The 14,579-nt window shown below is 63.8% G+C and carries 16 protein-coding genes; 3 read left to right on the forward strand and 13 right to left on the reverse strand.

Features of this window, described 5'->3' with window-relative positions; translation table 11 throughout:
• Positions 1–70: 70 nt before the first annotated feature.
• The 8 genes from EJ076_RS03310 to rplS all read right to left on the reverse strand — a co-directional run bounded on the left by EJ076_RS03310 (position 71) and on the right by rplS (position 7,388).
• Entirely contained in the window at positions 71–1,267 is a 1,197-nt protein-coding gene (locus EJ076_RS03310; protein WP_109663848.1) for a GGDEF domain-containing protein, read from the reverse strand.
• A 161-nt stretch (positions 1,268–1,428) separates the two neighbouring features.
• Positions 1,429–2,838 carry a 3-isopropylmalate dehydratase large subunit gene (gene leuC / locus EJ076_RS03315; RefSeq protein ID WP_109663845.1) on the reverse strand — a complete coding sequence of 470 codons (1,410 nt, stop codon included), beginning with the start codon at positions 2,836–2,838 and terminating at the stop codon, positions 1,429–1,431.
• Between the two features lie 364 nt (positions 2,839–3,202).
• On the reverse strand, positions 3,203–3,838 hold the full coding sequence (locus EJ076_RS03325; protein ID WP_126066891.1) for a class I SAM-dependent methyltransferase: 636 nt from the start codon (positions 3,836–3,838) through the stop codon (positions 3,203–3,205).
• A 54-nt stretch (positions 3,839–3,892) separates the two neighbouring features.
• A complete protein-coding gene (locus EJ076_RS03330) occupies positions 3,893–4,702 on the reverse strand; it encodes an amino acid ABC transporter permease (protein ID WP_126066892.1) in 810 nt (269 codons plus the stop codon).
• Between the two features lie 92 nt (positions 4,703–4,794).
• The gene (locus tag EJ076_RS03335; RefSeq protein ID WP_126066893.1) at positions 4,795–5,592 is read right to left on the reverse strand and encodes a transporter substrate-binding domain-containing protein; all 798 of its coding nucleotides are present in this window, start codon (positions 5,590–5,592) and stop codon (positions 4,795–4,797) included.
• Between the two features lie 175 nt (positions 5,593–5,767).
• Positions 5,768–6,268, reverse strand: coding sequence for a MarR family transcriptional regulator (locus EJ076_RS03340; protein WP_126066894.1), 501 nt, complete (start codon positions 6,266–6,268; stop codon positions 5,768–5,770).
• On the reverse strand, positions 6,265–6,699 hold the full coding sequence (locus tag EJ076_RS03345; RefSeq protein ID WP_109663829.1) for an organic hydroperoxide resistance protein: 435 nt from the start codon (positions 6,697–6,699) through the stop codon (positions 6,265–6,267). The genes EJ076_RS03340 and EJ076_RS03345 overlap by 4 nt, the downstream gene beginning before the upstream one ends.
• Before the next feature lie 140 nt (positions 6,700–6,839).
• On the reverse strand, positions 6,840–7,388 hold the full coding sequence (gene rplS, locus EJ076_RS03350; protein WP_109663826.1) for a 50S ribosomal protein L19: 549 nt from the start codon (positions 7,386–7,388) through the stop codon (positions 6,840–6,842).
• Between the two features lie 328 nt (positions 7,389–7,716).
• On the opposite strand from rplS, the gene EJ076_RS03360 reads away from it, so the two are divergent.
• A complete protein-coding gene (locus EJ076_RS03360) occupies positions 7,717–8,469 on the forward strand; it encodes a sulfite exporter TauE/SafE family protein (RefSeq protein WP_126066895.1) in 753 nt (250 codons plus the stop codon).
• Here EJ076_RS03360 and trmD read toward each other — a convergent pair.
• Both trmD and rimM read right to left on the reverse strand, forming a co-directional pair.
• Positions 8,451–9,152, reverse strand: coding sequence for a tRNA (guanosine(37)-N1)-methyltransferase TrmD (gene trmD / locus EJ076_RS03365; protein ID WP_126066896.1), 702 nt, complete (start codon positions 9,150–9,152; stop codon positions 8,451–8,453). The genes EJ076_RS03360 and trmD overlap by 19 nt on opposite strands.
• A complete protein-coding gene (gene rimM, locus EJ076_RS03370; protein WP_126066897.1) occupies positions 9,149–9,748 on the reverse strand; it encodes a ribosome maturation factor RimM in 600 nt (199 codons plus the stop codon). Before rimM ends, trmD begins: the two co-directional genes overlap by 4 nt.
• A gap of 129 nt (positions 9,749–9,877) precedes the next feature.
• On the opposite strand from rimM, the gene EJ076_RS03375 reads away from it, so the two are divergent.
• A complete protein-coding gene (locus tag EJ076_RS03375) occupies positions 9,878–10,816 on the forward strand; it encodes a tyrosine recombinase XerC (RefSeq protein ID WP_126066898.1) in 939 nt (312 codons plus the stop codon).
• A gap of 61 nt (positions 10,817–10,877) precedes the next feature.
• Positions 10,878–11,948: a TraB/GumN family protein gene (locus EJ076_RS03380; protein WP_126066899.1), complete on the forward strand. Its 1,071-nt coding sequence runs from the start codon at positions 10,878–10,880 to the stop codon at positions 11,946–11,948.
• A 2-nt stretch (positions 11,949–11,950) separates the two neighbouring features.
• Here the strand turns inward: EJ076_RS03380 and EJ076_RS03385 are convergent, their stop codons facing one another.
• From EJ076_RS03385 to lpdA, 3 genes are all read right to left on the reverse strand, one after another.
• Entirely contained in the window at positions 11,951–12,427 is a 477-nt protein-coding gene (locus EJ076_RS03385; protein WP_164548533.1) for a DUF2867 domain-containing protein, read from the reverse strand.
• 300 nt (positions 12,428–12,727) lie between these two features.
• The gene (locus tag EJ076_RS35085) at positions 12,728–13,051 is read right to left on the reverse strand and encodes a hypothetical protein (protein WP_164548506.1); all 324 of its coding nucleotides are present in this window, start codon (positions 13,049–13,051) and stop codon (positions 12,728–12,730) included.
• Positions 13,052–13,090: 39 nt separating this feature from the next.
• On the reverse strand, positions 13,091–14,521 hold the full coding sequence (gene lpdA, locus EJ076_RS03395; protein WP_126070952.1) for a dihydrolipoyl dehydrogenase: 1,431 nt from the start codon (positions 14,519–14,521) through the stop codon (positions 13,091–13,093).
• Positions 14,522–14,579: the final 58 nt, after the last annotated feature.

The raw sequence follows: 14,579 nt of genomic DNA on the forward strand, positions 1-14,579 counted from the left end.
CCCGCACCCGCGCCAATAGCTAAGCATCGACGGGCGAAGAAGACGTTAACGCCGGCACGGCACGGCCGGATCAGCCCACCTTGAGCGGCTCCGGCACGAACGCCGTTTCCGGCCGCTCATAGGACAGGCGCACACTGTCGCGGCCGTTCTTCTTGGCCTTGTAGAGCGCGTCGTCGGCACGGCGCATCAGCGGCTCCAAAGCCTCGTCGCCGCTGCGGGCCGCCACGCCGAAGCTGGCTGTCACCTTCGTCCCGGCGGGGAGCCCGTCGACGTGGCCGGCCGAATAGAGCGTGCGCACCGCCTCGGCGAACAGCCGCGCGGCGGCGAGATCGCTGAGCGGCAGCAGCACGGCGAATTCCTCGCCGCCGATACGCCCGGCAACACCGCGCGTGCCCGCCGCCGACCGAAGCTTGGCGGCGAAGTCGGCGATCACGCGATCGCCCGCCGCATGCCCGTGCACATCGTTGAGCGCCTTGAAATGATCGAGGTCGGCCAGCACCAGCGCGACCGGGAACCGGGCCGAGGCGCAGTGCCGCAGCAGCAGCATGCCTCGCTCCTCGAAGCCACGCCGGTTGAGCAGGCCCGACAGCGGATCGGTATAGGTTTCGGTCTTCAGCGCCTTCATCACGTCGAGGGCCGCGGCGGAGAACAGGCACAGCGCAATGAGCAGCGACAGCAGTGCATGCGACAGCAGCGCGGTCGTCCAGTAGGACGAGCCATAGAACCCGTCATAGCCGGTGAAGGGCCCATGCGCGATGACGACGACAAGGGTGCGCACGAAGAAGTTGACGCCCGACAGCAGCGACAGCACGAACAGGATGTTTTCGGTCGGACCGTTGCGGCGCACCGGGCGCAGTTCGGCGGCGACCAGAAGGCTGATCCCGCCGAAAGCGAAATTCATCGCCAGAATGCGCCAGGTGAGATCCGGCGCGACGAACAGGAACCAGCATAGCGACGCCAGGCCGCCGCCCGCCAACACGCCGATCCCCACATAGGGCACCTTGCGGCCATAGCGGTGGACGATGGCGCTGGACAGGCAGCAGCCGGCGATGGTGAAGCAGATGTTCGACGCCAGCTTGGTCAGCGGCATGCCGATCGGCAAGGTGAAATACTGCAGCAGAAAGCCGACCGCCGAGAGACCGTAGCTGATCCCCAGCACGGCCAGATAGGGGCGGTGGCGTTGATAGGACCATAGCACGAGGAACGCGGCGCCGAGCGCCAACGCGATCGTCGGGTTGAGCAGCGCTATGAGCAGACCCGTGTCCAAACGACTGTAATTTCCCCACTTACGTCGGGGAAGACCTTAGAGCGCAAGCCCAAACAAGCGGTTAAGCGAAAGCGAACATGTCGACGAACCGGATGAAAAAGGCCCCGGAGCCGCAAAGCGGTCCGGGGCCTGGTCTGTGTTCGAAGCTGGGCGCTCCGGAGTTACTTCCACTCGCGGATGTCGACGAAGTGGCCAGCGATCGCCGCCGCCGCCGCCATCGCCGGCGACACCAGATGGGTGCGGCCCTTGAAACCCTGCCGGCCCTCGAAATTGCGGTTCGAGGTGGAGGCGCAGCGCTCATGCGGCTTCAGCCGGTCGTCATTCATGGCCAGGCACATCGAGCAGCCCGGCTCGCGCCAGTCAAAGCCGGCGGCGACGAAGATCTTGTCGAGGCCTTCGGCTTCCGCCTGTTCCTTGACCAGGCCAGAGCCCGGCACGATCATCGCATCGACATGCGGGCTGACCGTCTTGCCTTCGACCACTTTGGCGACGGCGCGCAGATCCTCGATGCGCCCATTGGTGCAGGAACCGATGAAGACGCGGTCGAGCGTGATATCGGTGATCTTGGTCCCCGGCGTCAGCCCCATATAGTCGAGCGCACGCTGCTTGGAGGTGCGCTTGTTCTCATCGGTGATGTCGTCCGGGTTCGGCACGATGCCTTGCACCGATACAACGTCCTCGGGCGACGAGCCCCAGGAGACGATCGGCGGCAGCTTGGCCGCGTCGAGCACGATCACCTTGTCGAAATGCGCGCCCTCGTCGGACTGCAGCGTCTTCCAATATTCGAGTGCCGCATCCCAGGCCGCGCCTTTCGGAGCGCGCGGCTTGTCCTTGACATAGGCGAAGGTCGTCTCGTCGGCTGCGATCAGGCCGGCGCGCGCGCCGCCTTCGATCGACATGTTGCAGATCGTCATGCGGCCTTCCATCGACAGCGCACGGATCGCCTCGCCGGCATATTCGATGACATAGCCGGTACCGCCGGCGGTGCCGATCTCGCCGATGATGGCCAGGATGATGTCCTTGGCGGTGACACCTTCCGGCAACTGGCCGTCGACACGCACCAGCATGTTCTTGGCCTTGCGCTGGATCAGCGTCTGCGTCGCCAGAACATGCTCGACCTCAGACGTGCCGATGCCATGCGCCAGCGCGCCGAAGGCGCCGTGGGTCGAGGTGTGGCTATCGCCGCAGACGATGGTCATGCCGGGCAAGGTAAAGCCCTGCTCGGGGCCGATGATGTGGACGATGCCCTGGCGGATATCGTTCTCGGAGTAATATTCGACGCCGAAATCCTTGGCGTTTTTGGCTAGCGCCTCGACCTGGATGCGGCTTTCCTCGTTCTTGATGCCGAACTTGCGCTCGGGCGAGGTCGAGACATTGTGATCGACCACGGCCAGCGTCTTTTCCGGATGCCGGACTTTTCTGCCGGTCATGCGCAGGCCTTCGAAGGCCTGCGGGCTGGTCACTTCATGGACGAGGTGGCGGTCGATGTAGAGCAGGCAGGTGCCGTCGTCCTGGCGGTCGACGACATGGTCGTCGAAAATCTTGTCGTAGAGGGTGCGCGGTGCGCTCATGTGCGTAAATCCGTCGATATGAGAATGGGAAAGAGCAGACGCCTGACTTTCGGCCCGGCGAAACGACCTGGATAGGTCGGCCTAGGTAAGTCGGCTGGTCAGCGCCCCGGACACGCGCGCGGAGAAGCGCGACGGCAGGCGTTTCCTGTCCTGCAGCACGAACCCCTTGTAGGCCGGATCGCCAAAAAGCTCTTCCATGGCGTGGCTCATACCAATGTTTTGGGTTTTCGGCAATTGCGGCGTTCAGCGCCGAGACGGTTGAGGGGTGTTGGACGGAGTGCTGGCGGTGCCAAGCTGGAACACCCCTCATCCGACCTCGCTTCGCGGGGCCACCTTCTCCCGCAAGGGGAGAAGGGAAGTGGGGTCACAACACTTCAAACACAAAGGTCTTCACCAGCGCGTCAGGCTCGGCGATGGCGTAACACCTAAACCAAGAGCTTTCCTCGACCGGGCGCCATTTCCTCGCCTGCTCCAGTTCGTCGAACACTGCCTGGAAGCCGCCGCTTTCGAACACCTGGTCGCGCACGGTGAAGATGGCATGGCCGCCCTCGCGGGTGATGCGCACCAACTCGTGCAGGCCCGATGCCGACGCATGGCTGATGGTGAACACGCCGGTCGAAAAGAAGGCGCGGAAATACCCGTCCGGCCATGGCAGCTTCCCGCCCAGCATCGCCTGTTTCAGCTCGCTGTAGGCATTGCGGCTGCCGGCGATCTTCAGCATGTCGTCGGAAAGGTCGAGCCCGGCAATGTCGCGGTAGCCGAGCGCCTTCAGCGACGGACCTGACAGGCCGGTGCCGCAGCCGGCATCGAGCAATGGTCCATCGCCCGCCGGCACATGCCGCGCTACCCAGGCGGTGATCAGGAACGGCAGGAGATAACCGAGCGAGGCGGTCTCGCTGTCATAGGTCGCGGCCCATGCGGCATAGGCCTCTTCAAGCGCTTCCGGCGTGTCGGCCGTATAGACGGAATCCAGCGCCGCGTTGGCTTTATCGACGATCATGGAATCTCCTCAACGAGAATGCTCAGGGATCGTAACGCTGTCTTCGCCGAAAAACTATTCCTCGTGCTGACGGCGTAGCCGCCGTTCCAGCGCCCGCAGCGCCAGCGACAGGCCGACAGTCAGGATGAGATAGATATAGGCTGTTATCGAATAGGTCTCGAAGAAGCGGAACGAACCGGCGGCATAGACCTTGCCCATCTGGGTGATGTCGGCAACGCCGAGCACCGAGACCAGCGAGGAATCCTTGACCAGAGCGACGAAATCATTGCCGAGCGGCGGCAGGATGGTGCGGATCGCTTGCGGGAACACGATCAGCCGGAAGCGTTGCGCCCGGCTCAGCCCGAGTGCCTTCGCCGCTTCGATCTGGCCTTTCTCCACCGCCTGGATGCCGGCGCGGAAAACCTCCGAGATGAAGGCCGAATAGCCGATGGTCAGCGCCATGATGGCGCGCCACAGCAGCGACACGTCGCGCACCAGCAACTCGCCGAACAGGCCGGCGCTTTGTAGCGGCGCGGTCAGCGCGTTCCAGGCCGCGACGAAGGCCGGCGCACCGGCAAAGGCGATCCAGAACAACAGCACCAGGATCGGCACGCCGCGAATGATCTCGACATAGAAGCGGGCGATCTGGCGTAGCCAGCGCGAGCCGGACATTCCCATCAGAGCGATGCCGAGCCCAATGGCTGACGCCAGCACGAAGGCGATCACGGTGACGAAGATGGTGATGCTGATGCCCTTGGCGACGGTGGCGAACACCTGGGCATAGAGGTTGCTGGTGGCGACGAAGACCGCCACCGCGATAGCGATGGTCACTGCCACGACGAGCCACCAGGGGAAGTCGGCTTTGGAGGTGGAAGCGGGGGGCATCAATGCCCAACGCCGGTGAGCAGCTGCCTTCTTGTCAACCACCCCTGTTCATTGGCGTTTGCGATTAGCGAAACCCGTAGCGACAACAGGGCCTATTGCCCCATCTTGTAGTCAAGAAACCACTTCTTGTTGAGCGCATCGAGGGTGCCGTCGGCCTTGAGCGACGCGATCGCCGCGTTGACCGGCTTGACCAGATCCGAACCCTTCGGGAAGATAAAACCAAAATCCTCGGTGCCGAGCGGTCCGCCGATCAGCTTCAGCTTGCCTTCGGAGGCATCGACATAGCCCTTGCCGGCGGTGCCGTCGGTCAGCACGACATCGACGTCGCCGGACTTCAGCGCCTGCACCGTCGCGCCGAAGGTCTCGAACAGCTTGATGCGCGGGTTCTGCTCATTGCCGTCGAGCACGCTGTAGACGGCGGTGTAGAACGGCGTCGTGCCGGCCTGCGCGCCGATCAGCCCATCCTTGAAGGCGCCGAAGGTCTTCGCGTCGGTGAAGCGGCTCTCGTCGCCGCGCACCAGCATGAACTGTTCCGAGCGCATATAGGGGTCGGAGAAATCGACCTTCTCCTTGCGGTCGTCCTTGATGGTGATGCCCGTCATGCCGATGTTGTACTGGTTGTCGGAAACCGCCTGGATCATCGCATCCCAGGATGTGTTCTGGTACTCGACCGCAAAATTCAGCCGCTTGGCGATTTCGTTCATCGCATCATATTCCCAGCCGATCTGCTTGCCGGTCTTGGCATCGATGAACTGCAGCGGCGGATAGGCGTTTTCGGTGACCACCACCACCTTCTTGCCGCCGAGGTCGGGCAAAGCCTGCGCGAAGGCGGCAACGGGTGCCAGGACGAGGGCAAGCAGGCCTGCCAGCAGCAGTTTCGATTTGGTCATGACACACTCCCCGGAAATTGAAGGACCCAGACATGGCCGGGCTTGCAGGAAAATCCGGCGCCGACTTTAGCTTTCCGCAAGCGTCATGCAAGACGGTCCGCTGCGTCAGCGCATGCGAAAACGGATTCCGATGCGTTCAATTACGGGATTCCAGGACGATCCTTGCGATCCGCCGTCAATCGCGGTCCGGCGTCGCGGCGCTGGCTTCACGCAAACCGTCGATCAGTCGGGTCAAGGTATGATGCAGGGATTTCAGCTCGTCGCCATCGAGCGGCGAATGGCAGCGCATCGCGGCCGACACCGCCCTGGCGCCCTCGCGCAGCGCCCGGCCTTGCTGTGTCGGTTCGACCAGCACGCGGCGTTCGTCGGCGGCATCGCGCCGGCGCGTCACCAGGCCATTGCCTTCCAGGCGCTTGAGCAGTGGCGTCAGCGTTGCCGAATCGAGCCCCAGCGCATCGCCGAGGTCGCCAACGGTGCGCGGTGCATGCTCCCACAGCGCCAGCATGGTCAGATATTGCGGATAGGTCAGGCCGAGCGGCTCGAGCAGCGGCCGGTAGAGCCGCGTCATCAGCCCGCTTGCCGAATAGAGCGCGAAGCACAGATGCTGGTCGAGCTTCGGTATCCCGGCGAAATCCGCCGGGACGTCGATGACATCGCTTGTCTGCTTCGTGGTCATGCTGCCTTTGCCGGAAGTGCCCTGGCCGAAAGCGCCACTTCAATGTTGCCTTTGATGGCATTGGAATAGGGACAAATCTGGTGCGCCGCCGATACAAGCGCTTCCGTTGCCGCCTGATCAAGACCTTTCGTTTCCGCCGAAAGCGAAACGCCAAGCACAAATCCGCCCTGCGCATTGGTGTGCAGGCTGACATTGGCCGTCACCGAAGCATCCTGCAAGGGCAGCTTCTGCTTGCCGGCGATGAAGCGCATGGCGCTTTCGAAACAGGCGGCATAGCCGGCGGCGAAAAGCTGCTCGGGATTGGTGGCGCCGCCCTTGCCGCCCAGTTCCTTCGGCATGGCAAGGTCGAGGCTGAGCAGGCCATCGTCGCTCTGGACATGGCCGGCGCGGCCGCCGACGGCGCGGGCTTGGGTGGAATACAATGCAGGCATTACGCTTCTCCATTTAAATAGCACACGATTATTTAGTGTACGATATAAATGGAGTCAATCACCGATTTCCTGCCCAAGCCTTTCCCGGAAACGAAAAAAGGCGGCCGAAGCCGCCTTTTTGAACATGCTCGTCGAAAACCTTATTCGGCGGTGGCTGCTTCGGCTGCCTTGGCGGCTTCAGCTGCCTCGGCGGCGGCCTTCTTCTCGGCGGCGTCCTGGGCGGCCTTCTCGACGGCCAGAGCCTCGGCGGCTGCCACCTTCTCGGCCTCGATGCGGGCCTTCTCGGCGTTCAGCGCATCGCGCTCCTCGTCGTTCAGCTTGCGGGCGCGCACGCCGGTGTTTTCCGAAATACGGGCCGACTTGCCGCGACGATCGCGCAGATAATAGAGCTTGGCGCGGCGCACCTTGCCACGGCGAACGATCTCGACGCCTTCGACCATCGGCGAGTAGACTGGGAACACGCGCTCGACGCCTTCGCCGTAGGAGATCTTGCGAACGGTGAAGTTCTCCTGGAAGCCGGCGCCGGCGCGGGCGATGACGACGCCCTCATAGGCCTGGACGCGGGTGCGGGTGCCTTCGGTCACGCGGACCAGGACGCGCACGGTGTCGCCGGGCTGGAATTCGGGAAGCTTGCGCTTGGCTTCGATCTTGGCGGCCTGTTCGGCCTCGAGCTGACGGAGGATATCCATCTCAAAAATCCACTTCTTGTTCTTCCGACAGTCAGAGCGTCCGACACTCGCCTTGCAGTTCCAATGACCGCTCGGCTATGCCCTCTGTCTCCAAGACATTTGTCTTTGAAACATCGGGCAGGGGCGACTACACCGTCATTGTTGACGGGTCCGGCAGATTCTTTCTGGCCGGTACGGGCGGGCACATACAGCTATTTCGCCGCTTTGTCACGCCTTGGCCGCGCATTTTCTGCTTGCATGGCACCATCGTAATCTTGCCGTGCCGGGTTGCGCCGCTCGTTCAGGCTTCCTAAGCCTGAAATAGCACAGTTTTGAGCGGCCGCATTCCATGTCTGTCTTCGACGCAATCCTGCTTTTTCTGGCGGGCTTTCTGTCAGGCGCCGCCAATGCGGTCGCCGGTGGCGGCACCTTCATCACCTTCGGCGCCATGACACTGGTCGGCCTGCCGCCGATCGTCGCCAACGCCACCTCCTCCGTGACACAGTTTCCAGGCTACATCACCTCGACACTCGCCTACTCGGCCGACATCAGGCATTTCTGGCGCGGCGCGCTGCTGCTGTGCCTGATCTCGGCGGTGGGCGCGCTGGCCGGCGCGCTGATCCTGCTGGCGCTCGACAATCCCTCGTTTCGCGCCCTGGTGCCGTGGCTGCTGCTGGCCGCGACGGCCCTGTTTGCAGCCGGACCCTGGCTGAAGCCGGCGCCAAAACCCGGCCATGAGGCGGCGGTGGGTTCGCTGGCCGGTTCCCTGGCGCAGTTTGTCACCGCCATCTATGGCGGCTTCTTCGGTGCCGGCATGGGCGTGATGATGCTGGCGACGCTCGGCCTGACGCAAGCCGGCGACTATCACCGGCTCAACGCTTTGAAGAACATGCTGGCCATGGTCATCGCCGCTGTCGCGATCGTCGTCTTCGTCTCGGGTGGCGTCGTCGCCTGGCCACAGGCGATCATCATGATCCCGGGCGGCGCGCTGGGCGGTTATGCCGGCGTCTGGATCGCCAAGCGCGTGCCACAGAACGCGGTGCGCGGCTTTGTCGTCGCCGTCGGCCTGTTCCTCGCCTTCTACTATTTTGCCAAGGGGTGAGCAGCGGCAAGCAGGTCCGGACGCCTCTCGGCTGTCAGTCTCTCTGACTCCGCGCGCCGCCAGGCAGCGATCTTCTTGTGATTGCCGGAAATCAGCACTTCGGGAATCTCGCGCCCCTCGAATTCCTGCGGCCTTGTATAGTGCGGGTGTTCGAGCAGCCCGTTCTCGAAACTTTCTTCCTCGCCCGATACCGAATTGCCCATCACGCCGGGCAACAGCCGCACCACCGCATCGAGCAGCACAAGCGCCGCCGGCTCACCGCCCGAGAGGATGAAATCGCCGATGGAGACTTCCTCTAATCCCCGCGCGTCGATCACCCGCTGGTCGACGCCTTCGAAGCGACCGCACAGGATGACCGCGCCCGGCCCGGCGGCCAGTTCGCGCACACGCGCCTGGTTCAGCGGCTTGCCGCGCGGGCTCATCAGCAGCCGAGGCCGCATATCGCCTTCCGGCGAAGCTTGATCGATCGCCCTGGCCAGAACATCGGCGCGCATCACCATGCCGGCGCCGCCGCCGGCCGGCGTGTCGTCGACGGTGCGATGGCGGTCGGTGGCGAAGTCGCGGATCTGGATCGCCTCCAGCGACCACGTGCCGGCCTCGAGCGCCCGGCCGGCCAACGACAGGCCGAGCGCGCCGGGAAACATCTCGGGGTAAAGCGTCAGCACCGAGGCGGAAAAACTCACCGGTTGCCCCCGGCATCGCTTGGTCCGCGCGGCCTTCCCTTCGGATCGAAGCCTTCCTCGCGCGGGCCATCGCCATCCTCGTCCTCAACCAGCCCGGCCGCCGCCGGGTCGACACGGACGAAACCCTCGGCGATCGACACTTGTGGTACTGCGGCTTGCGTGAACGGGATCAGCACGCCCTTGCGCCCGCCCAATGTCACATCGAGAATGTCGCCACCGCCGAAATTGTGCACGGCGACGACCTTGCCGAGCGCGGCACCCGTGTCGTCGCGGACTTCGAGGCCGACGAGGTCGGCATGGTAGAATTCGTCTTCTTCGCCGTCGTCCGGCAGCATCGAACGGTCGACGAACAGCTCCGTGCCGGCCAGCGCCTCGGCCGCATTGCGGTCGGCAACGCCCTTGAAGCGGACCACGACGACGGTGTTGGCGGGCCTGATGTCGATGATCTGGAAGGCACGGCCGTCCCTGGAATAGAGCGGGCCGTAATCGGCCAGCGCCAGCGGCTCACCGGTGAAGGTCTTCACCCGCAATTCGCCCTTGATGCCGTGGGCGGCGCCGATCACGGCCATCTGGACAGGGTTCTGGGGCTTGCTCATGGCGCGACATCCTTTGGCTTTGCTCTAACGCTCCCCGATTGTCATTTCAATGACGCGCTCTTCACCGCTTCCTAACCCGGCTGCCGGAAAATGGCCGGGCATGCATGAAACAAAGGTTGAAAGCACGCCATGCAGGAATTCCTAATCCCCGCCAAACCCGATCTCCAAGCGGCACGCGAAAGCTGGCTGAAGATGCTCGCGCGAGAACGTCGGCTGTCACCTGAGACGGTGGAAGCCTATGAGCGCGACACGCGCCAGTTCCTGCATTTCCTCACCGGCCATTGCGGCGGCTCGCCCGGCATTTCGGACATCGCCAATCTGCGCCCGGCCGATCTGCGCGGCTTCCTCGCCGCCCGCCGCAACGCCGGTGCCGGTGCCCGCACGCTCGGCCGCGGCCTGGCCGGCATCCGCTCGCTGCTGCGTTTCCTCGAGCGGCGCGGCCTTGCCAATGCGGCGGGTGCGGCAGCCCTGCGCGCGCCGCGCCAGCCCAAATCACTACCCAAGCCGCTGACGGCAAGCGATGCCAAGCATATCGTTTCCGTCGAAGGCCAATTGGCGGAAGAGCCCTGGATCGCTGCCCGCAACGCCGCCGTGCTGACGCTGCTCTACGGCTCGGGTCTGCGCATTTCCGAGGCACTTGGCCTTGCCGGCGCCGATCTGGGGTCGGCGGCCGATACCGTGCTGCGCGTCACCGGCAAGGGCGGCAAGACGCGGCTGGTGCCGGTGCTGCCGGTGGCGCTGCGCGCCATCGCCGAATATCGCCGGCTCTGCCCCTATCACCTCGACCCGAAGGGCCTGTTGTTTCGCGGCGCGCGCGGCGGCCCGCTCAATCCGGCCATCGTCCAGCGCGACATGGCCAAATTGCGCTCGGCGCTCAACCTGCCCGACACCGCGACGCCGCATGCGCTGCGCCATTCCTTCGCCACGCATCTGCTCGGCCGCGGCGGCGATTTGCGCACCATCCAGGAGCTGCTCGGCCACGCCAGCCTGTCGACGACGCAGATCTACACCGGCGTCGACACCGCGAGGCTGCTCGAAATCTACGAATCCGCCCATCCACGGGCATGAAGCGTTCAATTTCGCAGTACCAATTAACCGTTTTGCCGCTTTTCGGTCCTAAGACAGAACCATGAAACGCGTCATAGCCATCGCCGACCGCGCAGCGTCCGTATCGCTGAAGCTGCTTGTTGCGCTCAATGTCCTGTTTTTCCTGTCGTTCCTCGCCGTCCTGCTGTTCGCGGCCGGCAGGGCGCATGCCGAAATCCCGACCTGCACCGGCGCCGACATGCTGTCGGCCTTGCAGAAGGACGACCCGGCCGCCTATCGCAAGATCGAGACGGAAGCGGCCGCGACGCCGAACGGCAAGGGCCTGTTGTGGAAGCTGGAAAAGCCGGGCGAAAAGCCGTCCTTCCTGTTCGGCACCATGCACATGACCGACCCACGCGTCACCACGCTGCCGCCTGACGCACAGAAAGCCTATGACGCCGCCGGCACCATCGTCATCGAAACCACCGACGTGCTCGACAAGCAGAAGATGATGGTCGCGATGCTTAAAGAGCCGGACCTGATGATGTTCACCGATTCGACGACGCTGGCATCGTTGCTGTCGCCGGACGATGCGGCGGCCATGAACACCGCACTCGACGCGCGCGGTATCCCACCGGCAAGCGTTGCCAAGATGAAGCCGTGGATGCTGTCGGCCATGATGGCACTGCCGGCCTGCGAACTCGCCCGCCAATCCGGCGGCGCACCGGTGCTCGACGTCAAGCTGGCGGAGGGCGCAAAGGCTGCCGGCAAGCCGGTGGAAGGATTGGAGACGGCTGAAAGCCAGCTGCGCGCCATGGCCTCGCTGCCGCTCGCCTTTCACATGAAGGGCCTCGTCGACACGCTGAAGCTCGGCGACAAGGTCAACGACATCAACGAAACCATGATCGTGCTCTACCAGCGCGGCGACACCGGCATGTTCTGGCCGCTGTTTCGTGCCGCCATGCCAGAGGGGCAGGACGACCCCGCGGGCTATGCGGCGTTCGAGGAAACCATGATCACCAGCCGCAACAAGGTGATGGTCGAGCATGCCGGGCCGATCCTTGCCAGGGGCAATGCCTTCATGGCGGTCGGCGCCCTTCACCTTCCCGGTCCCGAAGGCCTGGTCGAGGATTTCCGCAAGGCCGGCTATACCGTCACACCTGTCGGACTCTAGCTTTACTTGGACAGGATCTGGGCCAGCATCGCCGGAACAACGATCCGGTGAAACGGCATGATGATCGCGAGATAGGTACGCCCGAGCCAATTATGCGTCTTGACGATCGTCGTTGCGGCCACTTCCTGCCGGCCCATGCCGAGATCCCTGACTTCGACCAGGACCCGGAAATCGAGATGCCAATCGTCGAGGCCAAGCACGACCTTGCCGGGAAGCTGGCTGAGGAGCGGAAATATCCCGATCTTTCCGGCCGGCAACACGGCAGGTTCCAGGCCCGTCTTCAGCCGGAATGGCCTGACGGCAAGATTGCGCAGTGCTATGAGCCTGCCGACCCAGCGCGGCGTTTGCCCCAAAGCCCGTTCGGCGGCGCCGAGAGCGGTCAATGAAAGACCTTCGGTGACCAGCAGATAGCGGTCGGCGAACTGGGCGCCGGCAAGAGCGTCGTGGGGGTTCGGGACAATCTGCGCTGTGGAATTCATCGCGGCAAAATCCTCTGAATCGACCATAGCAGGCACGGACTTGGCGCGCTGCGTGGCGAAACGACGCCATTCCGGTCGCGGAAAGGCAGGATTGCCCTTGTTTTTGGCGTTTTCCAACCCTAGCGTGAAACCAGTTCAATGATTGCGCGTTGAATGGTGTTGATTGATATTTTTCATCCACGGAGGACACTTTTATGGCGAACGCACCGAATCCAAACGACCCGTTCAATTCGTCCACCAACGCTCCACGGCCAAGTAGCGGCGGCGGCGGTAGTGGTTGGCTGATTGCACTGGTCGTCGTTATTCTGGCGGTTGTCGCGTATTATGTTTTCGGAAGAAGTGGTGAGCATCCGGCACCAGCCGAGCCGCCGGCGGCCAGCACACCGGCCCCCGCGCCCGCACCGGCAGAACCGATGAAGCCGGCCGAACCTGCGCCAGCACCTGCTCCTGCTCCGGCCCCAGCTCCGGCTCCGGCTCCGGCTCCGGCCCCTGCACCAGCGCCCGCACCGGCCCCAGCGCCTGCGCCGGCACCTGCACCGGCCAACTGATCGGCTCGATATCAAATACGAACGGCCCGCTGAAAGCGGGCCGTTTTGTTTTGGGCGATGTCGCTACGTTCGTCATCCTCGGCTTGACCCGAGGATGACGAAGCGTTGGTTGGCTTTAGATGTGGATTGGCTTGAAGAACGTCGCCAGCGCCGCCTCCTTGACCGCTTCCGACATCGTCGGATGCGCGTGGCAGGTGCGGGCGAGATCCTCGGACGAGCCGCCGAATTCCATCAGCACAGCTGCCTCGTGGATCATCTCGCCGGCGCCGAAGCCGACGATATGCACGCCGAGCACGCGGTCGCTCGTCTTGTCGGCGAGGATTTTCACAAAACCGTCGGTGTGCAGCATGGCGCGCGCCCGGCCATTGGCGCTGAACGGGAATTTTCCGACCTTGTAGTCGATGCCGGCCTTCTTCAGCTCTTCCTCGGTCTTGCCGACCGAGGCGATTTCCGGGCTGGTGTAGACGACGCTGGGAATGACGTCATAGTTCACATGGCCGGCCTGGCCGGCAATGGTTTCCGCCACCGCCACACCCTCGTCCTCGGCCTTGTGGGCCAGCATCGGCCCGGCGATGACATCGCCGATCGCATAGATGCCGGGAACGTTGGTCCTGAGATGGCCATCGGTCTTGACGCGGCCGCGCTCGTCGACCTCGACGCCGGCTTCCTTGAGCCCGAGACTGTCGGCATAGGCGCGGCGGCCGGTGGCAATCAGCACGGCATCGGCCTCGATGGTCTCGGCGGCCCCGCCCTTGACCGGCTCGAAGGTGACGATGGCACCCTTCTTGGCCTTGGCGACACCGGTGACCTTGGCGCCGAGCTTGAACTCGAAACCCTGTTTCGACAAAAGCCGCTGGAACTGCTTGGAGACCTCGCCGTCCATGCCGCCGAGGATGGTGTCGAGGAATTCGACCACCGTGACCTTGGCGCCGAGCCGCGCCCACACCGAGCCGAGCTCGAGGCCGATGACACCGCCGCCGACCACCACCAGATGGCCGGGAACCTTGTCCAGCGACAGCGCCCCGGTCGACGACACGATCACCTTCTCGTCGATGTCGACCTTGACGCCGGGAATGCCGGCGACATCCGAGCCGGTGGCGATGACGATGTTCTTGGTCTCGATCTCCTCGACCTTGCCGTCCTCGCCGGTTACCGAGACCTTGCCGGCCGCGATCACCTTGCCGGTGCCGCGAAAGCTGTCGATCTTGTTCTTCTTGAACAGGAAGGCGACGCCGTTGACGTTCGACGACACCGTCGCGTCCTTGTGCGCCATCATCTTCTTCAGGTTCAATTTCGGCGCTGATATCTCGACGCCGAGCGTGTCGAAGGAATGACCGGCCTCGGCGAACATCTCGGAGGCATGGAGCAGCGCCTTCGACGGAATGCAGCCGATGTTGAGGCAGGTGCCGCCGAAGGTCGCATTCTTCTCGACCACCGCAACCTTGAGTCCGAGCTGCGCCGCCTTGATGGCGCAGACATAGCCGCCCGGCCCCGATCCGATGATAACGACGTCATAAGCCATGATACTGTCCTTCTGTTTGAGCATGATGCCGAAAAGTGTGACGCGGTTTTCGGATAACATCATGCTCGATCTGCTTGAGAGC

This window comes from Mesorhizobium sp. M7D.F.Ca.US.005.01.1.1 (genome assembly GCF_003952545.1).
GTDB classification, from domain to species: Bacteria; Pseudomonadota; Alphaproteobacteria; order Rhizobiales; family Rhizobiaceae; genus Mesorhizobium; species Mesorhizobium loti.

Bases quoted from the DNA above. Each gene is read 5' to 3' on its own strand.
- rimM (WP_126066897.1), bottom strand. From the start codon at position 9,748: ATGAGCAAGCCCCAGAACCCTGTCCAGATGGCCGTGATCGGCGCCGCC.
- EJ076_RS03375 (WP_126066898.1), top strand. From the start codon at position 9,878: ATGCAGGAATTCCTAATCCCCGCCAAACCCGATCTCCAAGCGGCACGC.
- EJ076_RS03335 (WP_126066893.1), bottom strand. From the start codon at position 5,592: ATGACCAAATCGAAACTGCTGCTGGCAGGCCTGCTTGCCCTCGTCCTG.
- EJ076_RS03325 (WP_126066891.1), bottom strand. From the start codon at position 3,838: ATGATCGTCGATAAAGCCAACGCGGCGCTGGATTCCGTCTATACGGCC.
- EJ076_RS03330 (WP_126066892.1), bottom strand. From the start codon at position 4,702: ATGCCCCCCGCTTCCACCTCCAAAGCCGACTTCCCCTGGTGGCTCGTC.
- EJ076_RS03380 (WP_126066899.1), top strand. From the start codon at position 10,878: ATGAAACGCGTCATAGCCATCGCCGACCGCGCAGCGTCCGTATCGCTG.
- rplS (WP_109663826.1), bottom strand. From the start codon at position 7,388: ATGGATATCCTCCGTCAGCTCGAGGCCGAACAGGCCGCCAAGATCGAA.
- EJ076_RS03340 (WP_126066894.1), bottom strand. From the start codon at position 6,268: ATGACCACGAAGCAGACAAGCGATGTCATCGACGTCCCGGCGGATTTC.
- EJ076_RS03385 (WP_164548533.1), bottom strand. From the start codon at position 12,427: ATGAATTCCACAGCGCAGATTGTCCCGAACCCCCACGACGCTCTTGCC.
- EJ076_RS03360 (WP_126066895.1), top strand. From the start codon at position 7,717: ATGTCTGTCTTCGACGCAATCCTGCTTTTTCTGGCGGGCTTTCTGTCA.
- lpdA (WP_126070952.1), bottom strand. From the start codon at position 14,521: ATGCTCAAACAGAAGGACAGTATCATGGCTTATGACGTCGTTATCATC.
- leuC (WP_109663845.1), bottom strand. From the start codon at position 2,838: ATGAGCGCACCGCGCACCCTCTACGACAAGATTTTCGACGACCATGTC.
- EJ076_RS03345 (WP_109663829.1), bottom strand. From the start codon at position 6,699: ATGCCTGCATTGTATTCCACCCAAGCCCGCGCCGTCGGCGGCCGCGCC.
- EJ076_RS35085 (WP_164548506.1), bottom strand. From the start codon at position 13,051: ATGACGAACGTAGCGACATCGCCCAAAACAAAACGGCCCGCTTTCAGC.